Source organism: Pseudophaeobacter sp. EL27, assembly GCF_900313025.1.
Lineage (GTDB): Bacteria > Pseudomonadota > Alphaproteobacteria > Rhodobacterales > Rhodobacteraceae > Pseudophaeobacter.
The window spans coordinates 348,951-363,994 of sequence record NZ_OMPQ01000008.1; the positions used below are offsets into that span (position 1 = coordinate 348,951).

Annotated in this window: 12 protein-coding genes; 3 read left to right on the forward strand and 9 right to left on the reverse strand. The window is 50.7% G+C overall.

All coding sequences use genetic code 11. The features are described 5' to 3' along the window. Positions 1 to 604: 604 nt before the first annotated feature. From ED661_RS06240 to ED661_RS06250, 3 genes are read right to left on the reverse strand one after another with little or no spacing between them, the layout of a single operon-like run. Positions 605 to 1,390, reverse strand: a complete 786-nt coding sequence (locus tag ED661_RS06240) for a gamma-glutamyl-gamma-aminobutyrate hydrolase family protein (RefSeq protein WP_083464438.1) — start codon at positions 1,388 to 1,390, stop codon at positions 605 to 607. Between the two features lie 29 nt (positions 1,391 to 1,419). Continuing rightward, a complete protein-coding gene (locus tag ED661_RS06245) occupies positions 1,420 to 2,394 on the reverse strand; it encodes an amino acid ABC transporter permease (protein WP_054463668.1) in 975 nt (324 codons plus the stop codon). Between the two features lie 9 nt (positions 2,395 to 2,403). Continuing rightward, on the reverse strand, positions 2,404 to 3,240 hold the full coding sequence (locus ED661_RS06250; protein WP_054463669.1) for a transporter substrate-binding domain-containing protein: 837 nt from the start codon (positions 3,238 to 3,240) through the stop codon (positions 2,404 to 2,406). 114 nt (positions 3,241 to 3,354) lie between these two features. On the opposite strand from ED661_RS06250, the gene ED661_RS06255 reads away from it, so the two are divergent. Then, complete coding sequence (locus ED661_RS06255; protein WP_054463670.1) at positions 3,355 to 4,302, forward strand: LysR substrate-binding domain-containing protein; 948 nt, start codon at positions 3,355 to 3,357, stop codon at positions 4,300 to 4,302. Between the two features lie 429 nt (positions 4,303 to 4,731). On the opposite strand, the gene ED661_RS06260 is transcribed toward ED661_RS06255, so the two are convergent. The 3 genes from ED661_RS06260 to ED661_RS06270 form a co-directional block, all read right to left on the reverse strand. Next, entirely contained in the window at positions 4,732 to 6,192 is a 1,461-nt protein-coding gene (locus tag ED661_RS06260) for a hypothetical protein (RefSeq protein WP_054463671.1), read from the reverse strand. A 490-nt stretch (positions 6,193 to 6,682) separates the two neighbouring features. Next, positions 6,683 to 7,270 (reverse strand): hypothetical protein, encoded by a 588-nt coding sequence (locus ED661_RS06265; protein ID WP_122073049.1) that lies wholly within the window; start codon positions 7,268 to 7,270, stop codon positions 6,683 to 6,685. Between the two features lie 481 nt (positions 7,271 to 7,751). Continuing rightward, positions 7,752 to 8,987 (reverse strand): DUF4238 domain-containing protein, encoded by a 1,236-nt coding sequence (locus ED661_RS06270; RefSeq protein WP_122073050.1) that lies wholly within the window; start codon positions 8,985 to 8,987, stop codon positions 7,752 to 7,754. A 494-nt stretch (positions 8,988 to 9,481) separates the two neighbouring features. Here ED661_RS06270 and ED661_RS06280 point away from each other — a divergent pair, with 494 nt between their 5' ends. Next, positions 9,482 to 10,189 carry a hypothetical protein gene (locus ED661_RS06280; protein WP_122073052.1) on the forward strand — a complete coding sequence of 236 codons (708 nt, stop codon included), beginning with the start codon at positions 9,482 to 9,484 and terminating at the stop codon, positions 10,187 to 10,189. Between the two features lie 906 nt (positions 10,190 to 11,095). Here ED661_RS06280 and ED661_RS06285 read toward each other — a convergent pair. The 3 genes from ED661_RS06285 to ED661_RS06295 form a co-directional block, all read right to left on the reverse strand. Next, positions 11,096 to 12,472 (reverse strand): PAS domain-containing methyl-accepting chemotaxis protein, encoded by a 1,377-nt coding sequence (locus tag ED661_RS06285; protein WP_122073053.1) that lies wholly within the window; start codon positions 12,470 to 12,472, stop codon positions 11,096 to 11,098. 83 nt (positions 12,473 to 12,555) lie between these two features. Next, positions 12,556 to 12,999 carry a hypothetical protein gene (locus tag ED661_RS21875; protein ID WP_162930058.1) on the reverse strand — a complete coding sequence of 148 codons (444 nt, stop codon included), beginning with the start codon at positions 12,997 to 12,999 and terminating at the stop codon, positions 12,556 to 12,558. 137 nt (positions 13,000 to 13,136) lie between these two features. Beyond that, positions 13,137 to 13,790: a hypothetical protein gene (locus tag ED661_RS06295; protein ID WP_054459665.1), complete on the reverse strand. Its 654-nt coding sequence runs from the start codon at positions 13,788 to 13,790 to the stop codon at positions 13,137 to 13,139. Positions 13,791 to 14,389: 599 nt separating this feature from the next. On the opposite strand from ED661_RS06295, the gene ED661_RS06300 reads away from it, so the two are divergent. Beyond that, entirely contained in the window at positions 14,390 to 15,037 is a 648-nt protein-coding gene (locus tag ED661_RS06300) for a hypothetical protein (protein WP_054463835.1), read from the forward strand. The last annotated feature ends 7 nt before the right edge of the window (positions 15,038 to 15,044 follow it).

Below are 15,044 nucleotides of genomic sequence, written 5' to 3' on the forward strand. Positions count from 1 at the left end.
GTTTGTCTTTTCAAAAACTCTGCCTTTGCAAACTAATGATTTCCAGCCTGTGTCGACGCAAAAGCTGTCATTAGCATCTGATGCAGTGAATTGGTGCTTCGTTCGCGTTGCCGCCCTTAGAGCCTTAAAGTCGCAATTCTTCCTGACTGATGTTGTCGGATCACCGGTTTGAGTCCACTGCAGTCACTGCCTGGCCGTCTGAATGCTGCGAACACACGAGGCCACTCGCAGCCCGCAGTGGACCCATGGTCCTCGGTGCGAATTTGCAATAGTTGACCTTCGCCGCGCAGGTCGCGAAATCACACAATGCGGGACGAAGCGGGCTTTCGCCTCAGCTGTACGAACGACTGCTTTAGGTTCAAAATTTGTTTGGCCGAACCAAACAAAAACCGTCAATCGCATCGATGAATTGTCGCAGAGCGACAGGCAAATCAACGCATAGAAATTCAACTTTTTGAGAAGTTCTTGCAGTACTTTTATGAGAATTGGAGGAGGATCAGAGAGCTTTGGAAAACCCAAATTGAATGCATGCGGTTATTCAGACCGGACATTGCAGCTTCGAAACGTTGGAATACCGACGAGCTCCTACCCAACAAAACTAGCCTCACAAAACGTATGGAGCGCTTTCTTTGCGGTCCTTCATGAGCCGTGCAAAATAGTTGAACAAAGTCGCGGATAGTGGTCTCTCTGCCGCCCGGTACTCTGGGTGCCATTGAACCCCAATAATCATTTCCTCCGAACTTAGTTCAAAGGCTTCAACAATCCCATCATCGGATAGTGCCACGGGTTCCAACTCACCGGCAAGCTTGTCAACAGCCTGAACATGCACGGAGTTCACCAGTACACGGGGCTTGCCAATTGCCTCGCCAAGCTTGGTCTTTTGGTTGACCTTGATCGGATGCGCTTCCCGATAGACAAGGTCGGGGTCCGTTACCTTGGGCAGTTCGGGGTGATCTGGATAATCAGCAGTTCCGGCAAATCCGGTGCGGATGGAGCCTCCAAGTGCAACATTTATCTCCTGCATGCCGCGGCAAATGCCAAGCAAAGGCAGCTTCCTTTTGCGGGCCGCATTTACCAAATAGAAGGCGGTGGCATCTCGTTGCGAGTCAAAAGGGCCGTGGCTCTGACTGTTGCCAACTACGCCATAGGCATCGGGGGCGATGTTCGATTGATCGCCGGTCAGAATGACACCATCAACCAGGTCAAGGAAGGCGTCCAATTGCATCTTGCCGGACAGTGTCGGAACAATGATCGGTAGGGAGCCGCAACCTTCAAGCACCGCTGTCAGGTATTTGTCGTCTAGGGTTTGCCGTGTCAGGCCAATGTCGGTGTCAAACCCCGAGTTGGCCATCAGAGCTACTCTCAACGGAGGGTCAGTATACGCAGTCATCTTGACAATACTTCTTTCTGTGCTGACGGTTAGCGGATCAGAGATTTGGAGAAATGCAGCTCAATCCGCTTTTGGACGAGCTCCAGGACAATCGACATCAGCCAGTAGACAATCGAGGCTGTGATCAGCATTTCGAGGATTTTGAAGTCAGACCGTCCAACGGTACGGGCCAGGAACATCAGGTCCCAAACCCCCACAACACTTACAAGGGAGCTGTCCTTGAGCATGGCGATGAACTGGTTGCCTGTCGGAGGGATGATCACGCGCATGGCCTGCGGCAGGATCACCTTTCGGAAGGTCACCATGCGGTGCAAACCCAGCGCGTCGGCAGCCTCCCACTGTCCTTCGGGCAGCGATTGAATTCCAGATCGGAAGATCTCGGTCATGTAGGCGCCATAGACCAGCGAAAGTGCTGCAATGGCTGCGGGCACCGGATCTACGACTATGCCAATCTGGGGCAGCCCCAGGTAAATCAGGAACAGCTGCACCAGCAGCGGCGTGCCGCGAAAATAAGAGGTGTAGAACGCTCCGATGCCTTCAAGAATGCCAATGCCGGAGAGTTTTGCCGTTGCCCCGGCGAGGGCAAAGACAAATGCCAGGGTGATCGAAATCGCAGAGACATAGAGCGTTGTGACAGCCCCCTGCGACAAGAGATAGGGCAGTTTCTTGCTGATGAAGCCGAAGCTCAGATCAAAGGAATAGAATAACCCGAGCGCAATTGCCGCTAATACGGCCCAGATCAGATAGGCTTGCAAGCGGCGTTGAAGGCCGAGGAGGGCGTAGGCCACGCCCCCCGCGATGAGAAAGGCCACCAATGCCGCCGAAAAGCGCCCCCAGTTTCCGGCCAGAGTCTCAGGGCGCATGGCGGGCAAGAGCATCTCGCCCAAGGCCCCTTGATTGGCCGACAGTAGGAAGGCTGCCGCAAAGACCGACAGCGCCAAACCGGATGCCAGTTTCAGACGCTCCGGCCCATGCTGGAAGCTGCTTTTGAACAATGTGACCATTGGCTTGCCTTATTTGGTGCTGACGAGGTCAGTGCCGTGCCATTTGACCGACAGATTGGCCAATGTGCCGTCGCTCCGCATCTCTTCGATAATGTCATGCAGGCGGGCATTCAGCTCTGCGTCCCCCTTGTCGGTGGCTAGGGCAAGTGGTTCAAAGAAGACTGGCTCTCCCAGCTGTTTGATCGGAAGGCCAACGGAGACCGCCTCGGCAATAACTGGCACCGATTGCAATACTGCATGAAGTCGCGCGCCATCGCCAAGGGCGAGGTCATCAAACTCGTTCACATCGCTATAGGCCCGGATCTCACCGGGGGTGACATCATAGGTAAAGGCAGGCATCCCCACCACGTCGAGCTTCAGATCGTGCTCCAGATACCGGTTGTAGGTTGAGGCAGAGACCACGCCCACGGTTTTTCCGTCCAGATCCCCCGGTTTTTCGGCAGGCGATGTCTTATGCACCGCAAAAGCAGCGGGGCTAAAGTAATAGATTGCTGGAAAATCCAGGATCTCGGCGCGGGCCTTAGTGGGCGTCATCGAGCCAACAACCATGTCCCAGCGGCCAGCCCAGCGTCCTGCGGTCATGACCTCCCAGCCAGGGGTTACGAATTTGACGTCGACGCCCAGGCGTGCTGCAACTTCTTTGGAGACCGCGATATCAAAACCGTCGAGTTCATTATTGTCATTCATAAAAGAATTGGGGCGGTAGTCTGAATTGGTGCCGACGGTCAGCACGCCATTGTTCAGAATACGATCAAGCGTTTCTCCGGCCTGAGCGGCCAATCCATAGAAGCTCACTGAAAGTGCCGTAGCGAAGCCTGTGATCACCGCTCTACTTGAAATTGTCATGTCTATCCTCCCGTCTCGACGAAAACAAAAATCTGGCTGATCATTCGCCTAGCGGGTGGGATTTCGCAAATCAGTAAAGTTGAAAGTTCTATAGAAAACCTCTATGGATCAGACATGAGCGCCTCACGAAGATTCATCCCAACACTGCAGGAGGCACGATCTCTCGATGCGGTATCACGGCTGAACTCTGTTTCTGCCGCTGCGCGCGAACTCAATTTGTCACAGCCGACTGTATCATATCATATCAGGAAGTTAGAGGAGAGGTGGAACGCAAAGCTATTTCGTGCGAAGGGGCGAAATCTGGAGCCAACAGAGTTTCTGCGCGCCATCATCCCAGAGGTCCGCAGCGTGACACACCAGTTGGAACATATTGGTCATTTGGTGGGGAGTCAGTATCATCAAAAGGTTCTTTCAATAGGAATTGCCCCATCTTTGGCCTCAATCGTTTTGCAGCCAAGACTCGCTGCTTTTCTGAAGCGTTCCCCAGAAATCAACGTCAGACTCTGTGCTGCAAACCGTTTTGTGGATCTGGAGGAAGAGCGGATCGACGTCGCGCTGCGCCTGCTTCCATGCCCAAATTCAAAAGAAACAGAAGTTAATGGAAATACTTTGGTTCCCTTACCCAGTGAATACATGAGGGTGGTTTGTTCACCGAATTACCTAGCCTCCTTGACAGGTCAGTTGCAGCCAAGTGACAACTCGGATGCCAGGGTGCTTTCACAGGCGCAACTCATCCACGAAGACGAAACCGTTCATTGGGCCAACTATTTTGCTACCTATCTGGCAGGGTATCCCTTCGAATCGCGTCCGCGCTTGACCTTCAACAATGCGGACATGATCCTACAGGCCGCAATCTCCGGGCAAGGCTTTGCCTTGCTTCGCGACATCTATGTGATGGATGCGCTTAGAAGAGGGGAGTTGATTGAACCCTATGCGTCGCGCTTATCCTGCGAGCGCGTCTTTCAGTTCGTTGCTCCTGAAGCCATCGGTTTCACTCAACCCGCATCCAGCTTCGTCGCCTGGTTTGGGGCTGAGTTGAAAGCCCTGCTAAGCCAAGCTTGAAATCGATTCCTGCTTTCGTTGCGGCCGCACATCAAGATGCTTGGCTGGCGCGCTGCTAAAGGCACGATTAGCAAAGCCCGTTTTCTGCGCATCGCGACCGTTCGACTAGGGCGCTGCATTTGCCAGCGTCTTAACCAGCCGCTGAATGGTAGCTTACCGGAAAATCATTCAACCGCTTCGCATTCACAGCATATGAATTGCTGCGCCTGATGCGAAGGTCGTGTTTAGGCTGGGAGCCAACCACAGGCGCTTCTGTAGTTGATCACTGACCAAGCGGCCCGCCTCCGCTCGGCGTCGAAGGCAGCTATGCGCAGAGAGCGGGCTTTGCAAAGTATGGCTATCCAGTGTTGCCAATGAGCCTAGACGGCCCAGAGCCGCCATCCAACGGCACTCTCGGTGCTGCGGCGTCGCGCTCCGACCAGACATTCGCTACGCAGGCTCTGCTCTCCTAACTTCCGGTGGTTTTCTCGAATCCACGTATGCATCTGGCGTGTTTGGAAAGACGATTTCGCCAGAAGTCTCAACTAGTGCTTTTCGGCATGCTATTGCAAACTCCCCATCCGCACAGCTTGATAGGTATTGCGCTATTCGAAATAGCTCTGGTGTGGAAACAAGTCCAAGCGACATTGAAACTGCTGATGTTTTGCACTTGTCAGTGAAGCTCTCGTCGCGCTCGTTTGGCTTTGTCAGGCGGAAAGCGTTCCCAAATAGTATGCCCTTAGCTGGCACCAAAACATCTTCTCGCTCTAAGTCTTCGTGGATATTCGTAGACAGTTGCCTTAGTTTGCCAATGGCAATAGGCTTATTGTCTCTTCCTTCAGCCTCGCCCAAGAGTCGTCCTTCGGTGCTTTCAAAGACTGCATCAAACTCTGAGTTTGCATCTTCAAAGTTGCTGGCTTCGAAGCCAAGAATCCTAAGTGCTTTCAGAATCGCTGCCTCAAGCGGTTTACCCGTCTCAAACAAGAGGTCTCGAAGTTGTCCCGCCTCTGCCAGAAGGGTTGCTGACTGTTCCTTGTTCTTCTGAGCCTTTTTTAGCTCAGCCTCAGCTACCAGCAAATCGTCTCTCAAACGAATCTCGTCAGATAGGGCATAGCTTTCACTACCCGCCCAGTCTGGTTCTGGTGTCTTTTCAGAAGTTTTACGTAGGCTTTTTTCTAAGCCCACGATTTCCGCAATATAAGCAGATGAAAACTGATTTGCTGCTTCAGAAGATTGATACTCATCATCAACCTCGTCAAAAAATTCGTCTCTTTCAAAATCGAGGTCTGGCAAAAGCAGAAGTGAACCGTTGGACGACTTGCTGCCCATTTGTATTGCGACAGGTCTACTGCCATGTTTGGTAGTGATGCAGCAATCCTTTGTGTCCGTTGGGAAAACTACCTCGTAGTTAGATTGGCTACCAAATCGCCCCCAGTAAGGTGCAAGCAGATCTCGATAATTTTGACGTAGCGCCATCTCGCTGCCCTGAGTTGCAGTAGCTTTGAGTGTAATTGGCAGAGAAGAGTAGCTTGATAGCTCTGCAACGTGGCGAGTGACTTTTTGATTCCTGCCAGTGCCAGACGTTTCTTTCGTGCCTGTGGCCGCATAAACGACGTCTGGGGAATTGAGGTGAACGATCACTGTTTTGCCATTGTCAACGGCTTCACGCAACTCACGCCGCCAATGCTCGCAAGCCTCTTTCGCTCGAAACGACTGCGTGTCGTTCAGCGCGATTTTTCCGTTGTAGTATTCATAGCCAGTGAAACTGTGGGAGTTTCTAATGAAGTGTTCGATGTTTGGGCGAAACAAGATGATATCCCAGTCAAGTAAGGAGGTCTTGTCACTAAAGTCGGAATCAGGGATTTCACCAGAGGGCAGCTGAAATCCAATGCTAATGATCTTCTTCGCCATCAAGGTCTACCAATCTATATTGCGTTGCAGCAGATATAGCGTGTCTGTTCAAAGTTCGCCACTAACCATAGTCGGTGACCTGGCAATCAAGAGAGGAATTTTGGCCACAGTTTTTGTGGTGCGAGGCGGGCGGGTGCTAGATCGAAAACGTCCGATGCAGAGTTGATAGATGAACATCTGCATTGGCGACTTGAGTTGACAAGCGGGTATGCGGCGAACAGCGGCTATTGAAAGGGCGCACTGGTTTGTTCGTACAAGCAGTGAATGTCTCCTTTCCGACCTGACCTGCCTAGGCTGCCTTAGCGATCTGCCGAATTTTAAATGTCGCGTTTGGGCTGCGAGCATACATCCAAAAGCTTTGACCAACCTCGAAACCTGGGGTCAGATCCTGCCAGGCGGTGGGCGAACTTTAACCATGCCAAGGGCGTCCCTTTTGACTCATTCAGATTCTAGGTGCCGAATTCGAAGAACCTTAACGCACTCCCAAAGATCAGTTTCTCGAGCTCCAGTCCATAGTTTCGACCATTGCCGCAGGCGCTACTTGGTTAACTATAATGGTCTGCGTCAAGGATCGATCCGGGGTTTGTACGTGTTGATCTGAATCGTCATTGTAAGGAATTCCGGCTCTGTGGAGATAGATTCTAACGTCGTCAGAGCCATTGTAGCAATTGATCAATTGTAGCCAGAAGAACATCTCTGTTTGCTTGGTTTGCTCAGTTTCAAAGCTATTGATTACCTGGCCCACCGTACTCAAGCAAACATCAACATGCGCATTAAGCGACCATATCGCATACTCTTCGCTTTTTAGGGCTCTTTCTACCCTGTCGCCTTGGGCACCCATCTCTGCCTCGATCCATTCTCGATCACTTGGAGAGAGCCTCGGGACTCTTGCATTAAAGTTCTCCCAATATTTTTGGATTGCCTCTGCAAAGGCTAATCTTTGCTCTGCGTTTGGAGAGGCCAAGCCCAATGGAACTGTCGAAAAGACAGCATTTCTTAGGTCTTTCGTAGCGGCACCCGCGCCTCCAGTCGCAACAACCGAAAGAGTAAGAAAAAGTACAGTCAAGGTTTTGAGCATGGATACCTCCGGGAAGCGCCTTCTAGGTTAGCAGGGCATATCTCCATTGAAAACCTGAAGCATTGATCAACCTCAACTGGCAATACCGCCAAACTGCCTAGTGCATGAGTAGCCAAGCATGAGTACCTCCAAGATAGTTGAAGGTCCGTTTTGGGCTGACAGCAGTCATCCACCGCCTTGGAAGGTTCGCGTGACCATCGCGGCCCATGGGCAACGGCAGCTCTGCGCAGATAGCAATCTTTGCAAAGTCTGGCCAACTTCCCCAAAGCGGCCAGACAGTAGGTTACTAGGGTCGGTCGCTTTGAGCCCTTACCTGCCATTGCTGCGAAAATTGGCTGCTGCGGGTACATTTGGCCGCTTGCAGCCAAACATGGAATTTCTTGCAAACGTCGAAAAATTACCAAAGCAGACACCCCAATAGCAGTCAGTTCTGATAATTCTGCTAGCGGAGCACCACCATATTCCTTAGTTAACTGTCCCGCTAAACTGCGGCCCGAGCCAAGTGCACAAGCTTTTGTAGATAGTTCGTGCTCCAGTCAAATTGGCTCAATTCTACTGGCCCTCGCGACACAAATTCAGATACCGATGATTGTATTAGCGCACCTGTTGCTGCTTGAGCTAGCTCCTCCCCCTTTAGCTCAATTGGAACAGCTCGTTTTTCTGTTTCTGGCATCCCGGTTGCCACAAAGCAGGCATTGGGATTGAGTGGATACATAAACCAACTGAGGTTATCTATTTTGGTCAAAATACAGCACGTGTCCGGAATAACGAACTCAGGGCTTTCGGATCTCAATACAGCCCAACGGCTCCAATGTAGCGGGCGGGCAACGGCTCTATATAGGTCGTTATTTTGAAAGATCGTTTCGTAAACGTCTCGTTGAAATTCGGGCGACTTTGCTTTCTCATCACCAACTTCACGGACAGAGACCGGCAGCACGCCCTCGATCAAAATTTTTCGATAGTAAGGGTTTCGCATCTTCTGAACGATGAAAAAACCCATAAGTGCGGCCCTCTCGGGATCATTCAAAGGATACACGTCTAAAACTTTATTGATTGGATCAGTGGCATCCCCCTCGATCAACGAGAAACGATCTTCTAAAGGATCACTATACAGACCCGATTGATAACCCCAGTTACCAAAGGGTCTTTCCTGTACACCCCAATCCTTGACCGATCTTCTTGTGTAAACCGTGAGTTTTTGGTCACTTGACCAGAACCTTCTTAGGTGTGACTTCGGAATGAAATGATTATCGTTAACCTTTTTTGGTGTCCTTGCCTTTAGCGGCGGTGGATTTTTCTCATTACCTAATTTTCGATCTGTTTTTGGTTTCCAACGTACGTGATATCTCTCGAGCCATGAGGTAGTTAGAACCTTCGCAGTGCCTTCGATCAAGGCTTGCCCCGCGTCAGATGCCTGAAAGCTTGCTTCCTCCGTCGGACAGATGTCTCCAAGATCGCGGTTGGCGGTTCGAGCGGTCACAAGATTTGTGGCGATTTCGGTGGTGCAAGCAGCGATTGTGATGGCCATCTCTGGCTTTAGGTCTACGTGAATGGTTTCGGCTTCACCCCAAAAATCATGTTCAAATCTTGAAATGATCTGTGCGAGCGTATTTGACCATAATTCATGAAGCTTCATCCAGTTCGGCGATTTTGCTTGCGCAGGGAAACGTGATTCTAATGCGTTAGTAATTGCGTTCGAGAAAAGTGGGTCGATCATGGCAGAAAACACCTAAAAAAATTTGGCTGATTTGGATGTGCATAAATGGATCACAGGGAAGTTTTCCATTCTCTTAGCAGGTTGGCGATTGCTGGCTGATCGTCAAGGTCGATGTCGCGAACCTCATGCCCCCGTTTCCAAGTTAACAACCAAGAGAGAAAAGCAGTTTCTGGCATATTCCCAACGTATGCAGCTTCTATTTCTGGCATCCTCTTTCGGTGGCGTTGACCATCTCGGTCCCAAAGCTCTTGAAGTTGGTCAGTGGAATAGCCGGTTTGGGCTGGGAGCAGACCTCTAGCTATCATCTGAGCAGCTGCCGCTCATTGCCCAGCTTCAGAGGTCTGCGTTGCGCAGATATCGACCTTTGCAAACTTGGTCCTAGCATTCTGTCAAAGGCTCCTTGACCTCTCAGCCATTTACGATTCCCAATTACTCCGAATTCACTTACTCTCCGATGAAACTTATTTTTCGAGAAGCTTTCGGGAGTAAAGATTATGGAAAAGGCAATCATTATAGCACTGTCTGTCGCCCTTGGCGGTGGGCTTGGCTATGTTGTAGCGGACAAGTACATTGATAGAACCATCGTCTCGACGAATGCATCAATCTCGGAGCCTAAGATTGTCACGCGCGTCGAGACAACTGAGGTAGTTTCGCGGAATACGGCCGTGGCAATCTACGAGAATACGACGGTCACCGGTGCAGAGAACAACGCGGCAATGATGCTTGAATGGACGTCGGTTGCACAGATCGGTGTCGATTTTTCTGCTCCCGGTTGGCAGTGGACCAGCTTGTCTGGCATTGGTAAACCGGTCCCTGAGACGGGGACTATCCGGGTGTCTGGGGAGTTACCACCCCTGAAGCTCCTCAACTCCTTTTCACAGATCGGTAAGGAAACAGAAACAATGATTTCCAGAATTGCCAAGATCAATGAAGAGCAGGTACTTGGGCCAGTCTTGAGAAATCAGAAGGCCGATTTGACAGCCTGTGTAGGGAAACAGACACTTTACCGAAAGGAGAGCATCGACAATGCTCACAAGGTTATTCTTTCCCTTCTGACCGCTGCCATCCCTCCTCGTAGGGATGGTACTCCAACAGTCGTGTTTGACCTGAAATTTGAAAACGAAGATGAATTGTTGCTTGAGATTTCAAAACTGAACGGCCAACCAGTTTCGTGCGAAGGTAAGGTCATTGCGAACCCTTAGGTCATGTTGACAATTGGCGCTCCCAGGGTCCGTCTGCTTTGGGCTGCGATCGGTTATCTGCAAGCAAGGTGGGTGGCTCTTCTACTTTGGAAGACCGTTTGCGAAGACGGCTAGGGTAATTTTGGCAAACGCCCGTTCTTCATCGGCCAGAGGCCTTAACTCAGAAACCGGCAGTGTTTCATCCTCTGGTTCGACAACAACCCCAATCCAAAGAGCCACCCCTCGGAAATCCCCAACTGCCCAAGGTAACGGGGTGCGAATATACCCACGCTGCAGGGCGCCAGAAGGACCCACGAATACATTTGCAGAGGTATAACCTTTGTTCGAGCGCCATAAATGGAGAGGGCAATGGCGGCGAAGCGCGGAGCTCATCTTAGCCGTAGAACTTGACGATCACGCGGTAGCTGAAGGTTTCCGTGCAGGGATTGCTGACAGCTGAGACCCGATATTCGTTTTGAGGTCGGCGGCCAAAGTTTCGCAATAGGTTTGGGCGGAAAGTGTGAATTCGCCGCACCTGCAAGGGCGTTGCCTCAGGTTGTGGAAAGCAGCCATTCGAAGCTCATTCGGCCAAGTCATCGATGCTGCACTACGCACCAAGGTCAGGAATGCGCAGAGAGCGACCTTTGCAAAGTCCGCCTTTCGGCCTTGGAATACTGCCAACGACCGCTGCGATGCCGCGTGGAAAGCGGTCATTGATGAGAGTTGCAGCGAAATTTGAGGGTTGGAGTACAGCAGTGCGGGACGAAGCGGCCCTTCGCCGCACGTGCCGCCTGAGATGTCTGCTAAGGGTTATCTCAGCACCCAGCCCACTGTCACGTCGGAAGCGGTTGCAAGCAGTCAGTGCAGTGAAACCTCGGCTAGAAGGTGTGCAACTGCTGGCCTATCAAAAACTAGAGGCCGAGGGCATCAAGTCCCAAACATCGAAGCTTCATCTTGGTCATGGTTGTTTTCAAACTCAATAGACGGCAACGAAACGATATTGTGTGGCTGGGTAGTGAACTTATCAACTTGTTGAGCCAAGTCTGTCGCATCATTGGCCAGAATTTGGCTCGCGGCGGTAGTTTCTTCCACCATTGCGGCATTTTGTTGTGTCACCGCATCCAGTTGGCTCACACCAGTATTGATTTCTTCCAACGTTATCGATTGCTCATGCGCCCCCCGGGCAATTTCAGTGACGTGCCCGGAAATATTTCCAACATTCTCGATAATTGAACTGAGTTCTACTCCAGCTTGCCCTACCAGCTCTACACCCTTGGATACATGATTTGAGCTCTCCGAAATCAGCCCCTTGATTTCTCCGGCAGCCTCCGTTGAACGCTGGGCAAGGGCTCGAACCTCCGAGGCCACGACCGCAAACCCACGTCCGGCTTCACCTGCCCTAGCAGCTTCGACCCCAGCGTTTAGTGCAAGTAGATTAGTCTGAAACGAGATGTCATCAATGACAGAAATAATGTGGGAAATTTTGTCCGAAGACTCTTGAATGTGATCCATGGCCAAGATCGCGTCTTGCACAACTTGATTGCTTCCTTGAGCCGCAGCTCTGGCGCTCGCAACAATTTCTTCTACTTGTTTCGCCCCTTCTGCAGCAGAACGCACTGTTGCTGTAAGTTCTTCAATCGCAGCGGCAGTTTGTTCCAGTGTTGCAGCTTGAGTTTCTGTACGGTTGGACAATTCAGACGTCGAACCGTTGATCTCTTGTGCTGTTGATGAGACCGTACCTGACACTGTCTTTACAGCTTCCATGGCCATTGAGAGTTTTTCCATAGCTTGGTTTAGAGATTGGCCTAGTACACTTAAGTCTTCGATACTGGAGACTTGAACTCGTTGCGCGAGATTTCCATTAGCCATCTCTGTCAAACTGCTCGCGATATCATCTGTGTCCTCCCGGCGTTGAGTGACGTCGGTTGCGAGTTTGATGACTTTCTTGACCTTATTTTCAGAATCGAACACCGGCGCGTATGTTGCCTGGATCCAGATTTCAGAACCACTCTTTGTTAGCCTCGGAAACTGATCGGTGAAGAACTTGCCGGAGCCCAGGTCCTCCCAGAATGCTCTATAGGCTGCTGTTTTTCCGTAATCCTTGTCGACAAACATAGAATGATGTTGTCCGACAATCTCATTGAGATCATACCCTAGCGCCGAAAGAAAGTTTTCGTTGGCTTTTATGATTGTTCCATCAGGCTCAAACTCAATAACGGCTTGTGTTCGATCAATGACATCCATGAATGCCTGCTTTTCAGCCAGTTCTACCGCTTGAGCGCGACGTCCTGATGTAAATAACATGTTCTCTCACCTAGTTGGTTGAATTCGTTAAAGATGAGTGATTTTGGCGATTTGGGGTTGATAAAACGAAAACTTCAAAAAGTTCACCTAGTGGTTGATTCTTCAGCCTGACTTCTGGATTTAAGTGTCATTTTGAAACCATTCGGCAACTTTGAGTAGAAGCGGTTCTTGAAGGAACTGATTCCTAACTGCGAATCATCTAGCACAAACGAAAGAGGCATTTTTGCAGCCCCCTGCCTGAGTATAGTGGGTTTTTCTTCAGCCACGGCGCCGCAGTGAAGGTCAGGGCTCGAAGCCGACATCGAGGGCAAAAAGCCGCGTCTGACAGCTTGAATGTCCGCTTCCGGGAAGTCGAGGCGCATTTTTGCATGTGCGGCAATGAGAAGCAGCCTCCCTTCGCACCGGTCCGCTTTGGGCTGGCTGCGGTCATCAAGCGGCCAGTTTTCCTGACGATTTTGCTGCAGACATGTTGCCGCACCGCCGCATGGCGGCTCTGAGCCCAAAAATACCGATGCTGCGCCAAGCATGAAGGTCTGGTTTATTTAAGAAGTAGCCAAAAACCAACATTTTGGCAGGGAGGTTTTGACCTAAGTTTTTTGCACGCGACTCTAACCGTAGCCAGTGCTCGCTGTTTCTACAGAACAACGAACCGTGCAACAGGCCGTCACGATAGAGTATCAAAAGGGAACGCAGCATTCGGGAAGACTTCGGCTGCCTTTCGAACTCTATCGAATATCAATCTATCATCTTCTTCGTGATGCGCTCGGCAAAGGTAGAACGCCCCAAACGGCGTTTCGGAAAAGATCAACCAATGACCCGAAGTCAGGTTATTGCGCCTCCCTCGATTGGTGATCCCTTGGATGACTGCAAGGTTGGCTAATTTTCCAGCGAGATGCTCATCAAAAACACCACCAGCGTGATCTGCGGATAACCCATCGAATTTCTTTTCAAACCACCTCTGATCTGCTTCGCGCAGTAAGTTATGCGCGAAGTCTCCAAGACCTTGTGGAACAGTGTGAGCTTTCCATAAACCTTTCAAAGGCGGTTTCTGGAATTGACCTGGCTTTCTCGGCCCTTTTGGCCAGTCGACAAAATTGGTCTCACGGTGTCTTTGTATGAGCACGATTAAATCTAAGATGGCAAAGATTCCCGTAGATTGGCTTTGCTCTGTTAGTTGATCTATCAGTAAAGGACTGCAAAAAAGTTCCACGCCTGAATAGCGCAATTGCTCGCAAATGTAACGCCTCGCATCTTGAGTTTTTTTAGAGGGTTGCAATAAGCTCGGTGCCTCTGGTGTTACCGCTGAAACCTTCAGCATGTGCTAAACAATGGTGTGGGGGGACGGACTCGCACCGCCCCCTCGCGGTCTACCGGCTCAGGCTTTGGGCACTAAACTATCATCTTGCAGATGGCGTGGCTGCTCACCCAACTAGGCCCACAGAACCGCGAGAGCATTCACACCAGTTTTAAACGTTGCTTCCATGAAACCCTCCTTTAGCACTTTAAGGCTGAACAACCAATCAATGCAGGCCCAGAGGGTGAACAGACACGCCCCAACATCTCCAATAGCGATACCCAAAGTCGTTAACGCCGACCTCTGAATCTCTCGTCGAAAATAGGGTTGAAATGCTGATACTTCAAGTGAAGAAGTCGCCACCGCTTATGCATAAACGACCGTATTTGATTACCTGTTTTTCCTAAAGCTGTCATTGGCGCAGCCGCAGCGAAATGGCGCATTGTCCGCAGTGCAGTCATCCATCCATGGTCAAATGCTGCGTCCTGCGCGAATGTCCGCAATGCAGGCTGCTTGCGCGTCATTCGAACTCCCTCGCGAGCGGCGGCTATGGGCCGATAGACAAGACCTCTTCAAAACAATACTATTCATAAGATTTTGTTTTGGTTTGGATACTGCCGACAATGCCAACTTTGTACTCAGAGCTCCTTGATCAATTCGATCGATATGTAAACCTGGAGAAGAGACGACGGATTATTTACTTGCCTGGCCCTGATGGACCAAGTTTTCTGTTACATTATCAAAGCCATGATGATTTCGATCAAGCGGTGTTGAGCTTGCTCCTCGCGGCTTATGCCAGAACATTTGATTGTGAGTTTGTTTTGCGATCAATTGGATACGGAACCTATCAGGTGTCCTACACAGTCGTTGCCAAAACCAAGGAAGAGGCTAAAGCAATTGCTCGGCACATGAGCAACAGCAGGCGCATTGCAACTCTGACTGAGCATGCCGTTAGTGAAGAAGTGGTAGTGCAAGCACTTGATTCAGGGCAAACGGCAAGAGCATTGCTGCGCGACATGAAAACGGTACTAGATGACGCTAGCTCAACATCTGCAGAGGAAGCAAAGGCAGAAATCGACGCTATCGTTTCAATTGCGGAAACCGATCTGGGAATTTCGCATAGTGATGGGATAGAACTACCGGAGCGGCTGGCAAAACTTGACGAAGTTGCAGTCAAGTCGCCGCCTGCCAAAAGCAGCAGCTACTGGCGAGTGGGTGATGCCGTAGGTGCTGTGCTAGGCGGACTGTTGAAGTCGTTGGGAGCAGGCTAAATTCGCG

Excerpts from the sequence above, each read along its gene's own strand:
- ED661_RS06245 (WP_054463668.1), bottom strand. The coding sequence starts at position 2,394 with ATGGTCACATTGTTCAAAAGCAGCTTCCAGCATGGGCCGGAGCGTCTG.
- ED661_RS06255 (WP_054463670.1), top strand. The coding sequence starts at position 3,355 with ATGAGCGCCTCACGAAGATTCATCCCAACACTGCAGGAGGCACGATCT.
- ED661_RS06280 (WP_122073052.1), top strand. The coding sequence starts at position 9,482 with ATGGAAAAGGCAATCATTATAGCACTGTCTGTCGCCCTTGGCGGTGGG.
- ED661_RS06250 (WP_054463669.1), bottom strand. The coding sequence starts at position 3,240 with ATGACAATTTCAAGTAGAGCGGTGATCACAGGCTTCGCTACGGCACTT.
- ED661_RS21875 (WP_162930058.1), bottom strand. The coding sequence starts at position 12,999 with ATGCTTGGCGCAGCATCGGTATTTTTGGGCTCAGAGCCGCCATGCGGC.
- ED661_RS06285 (WP_122073053.1), bottom strand. The coding sequence starts at position 12,472 with ATGTTATTTACATCAGGACGTCGCGCTCAAGCGGTAGAACTGGCTGAA.
- ED661_RS06295 (WP_054459665.1), bottom strand. The coding sequence starts at position 13,790 with ATGCTGAAGGTTTCAGCGGTAACACCAGAGGCACCGAGCTTATTGCAA.
- ED661_RS06270 (WP_122073050.1), bottom strand. The coding sequence starts at position 8,987 with ATGATCGACCCACTTTTCTCGAACGCAATTACTAACGCATTAGAATCA.
- ED661_RS06260 (WP_054463671.1), bottom strand. The coding sequence starts at position 6,192 with ATGGCGAAGAAGATCATTAGCATTGGATTTCAGCTGCCCTCTGGTGAA.
- ED661_RS06240 (WP_083464438.1), bottom strand. The coding sequence starts at position 1,390 with ATGACTGCGTATACTGACCCTCCGTTGAGAGTAGCTCTGATGGCCAAC.
- ED661_RS06265 (WP_122073049.1), bottom strand. The coding sequence starts at position 7,270 with ATGCTCAAAACCTTGACTGTACTTTTTCTTACTCTTTCGGTTGTTGCG.
- ED661_RS06300 (WP_054463835.1), top strand. The coding sequence starts at position 14,390 with ATGCCAACTTTGTACTCAGAGCTCCTTGATCAATTCGATCGATATGTA.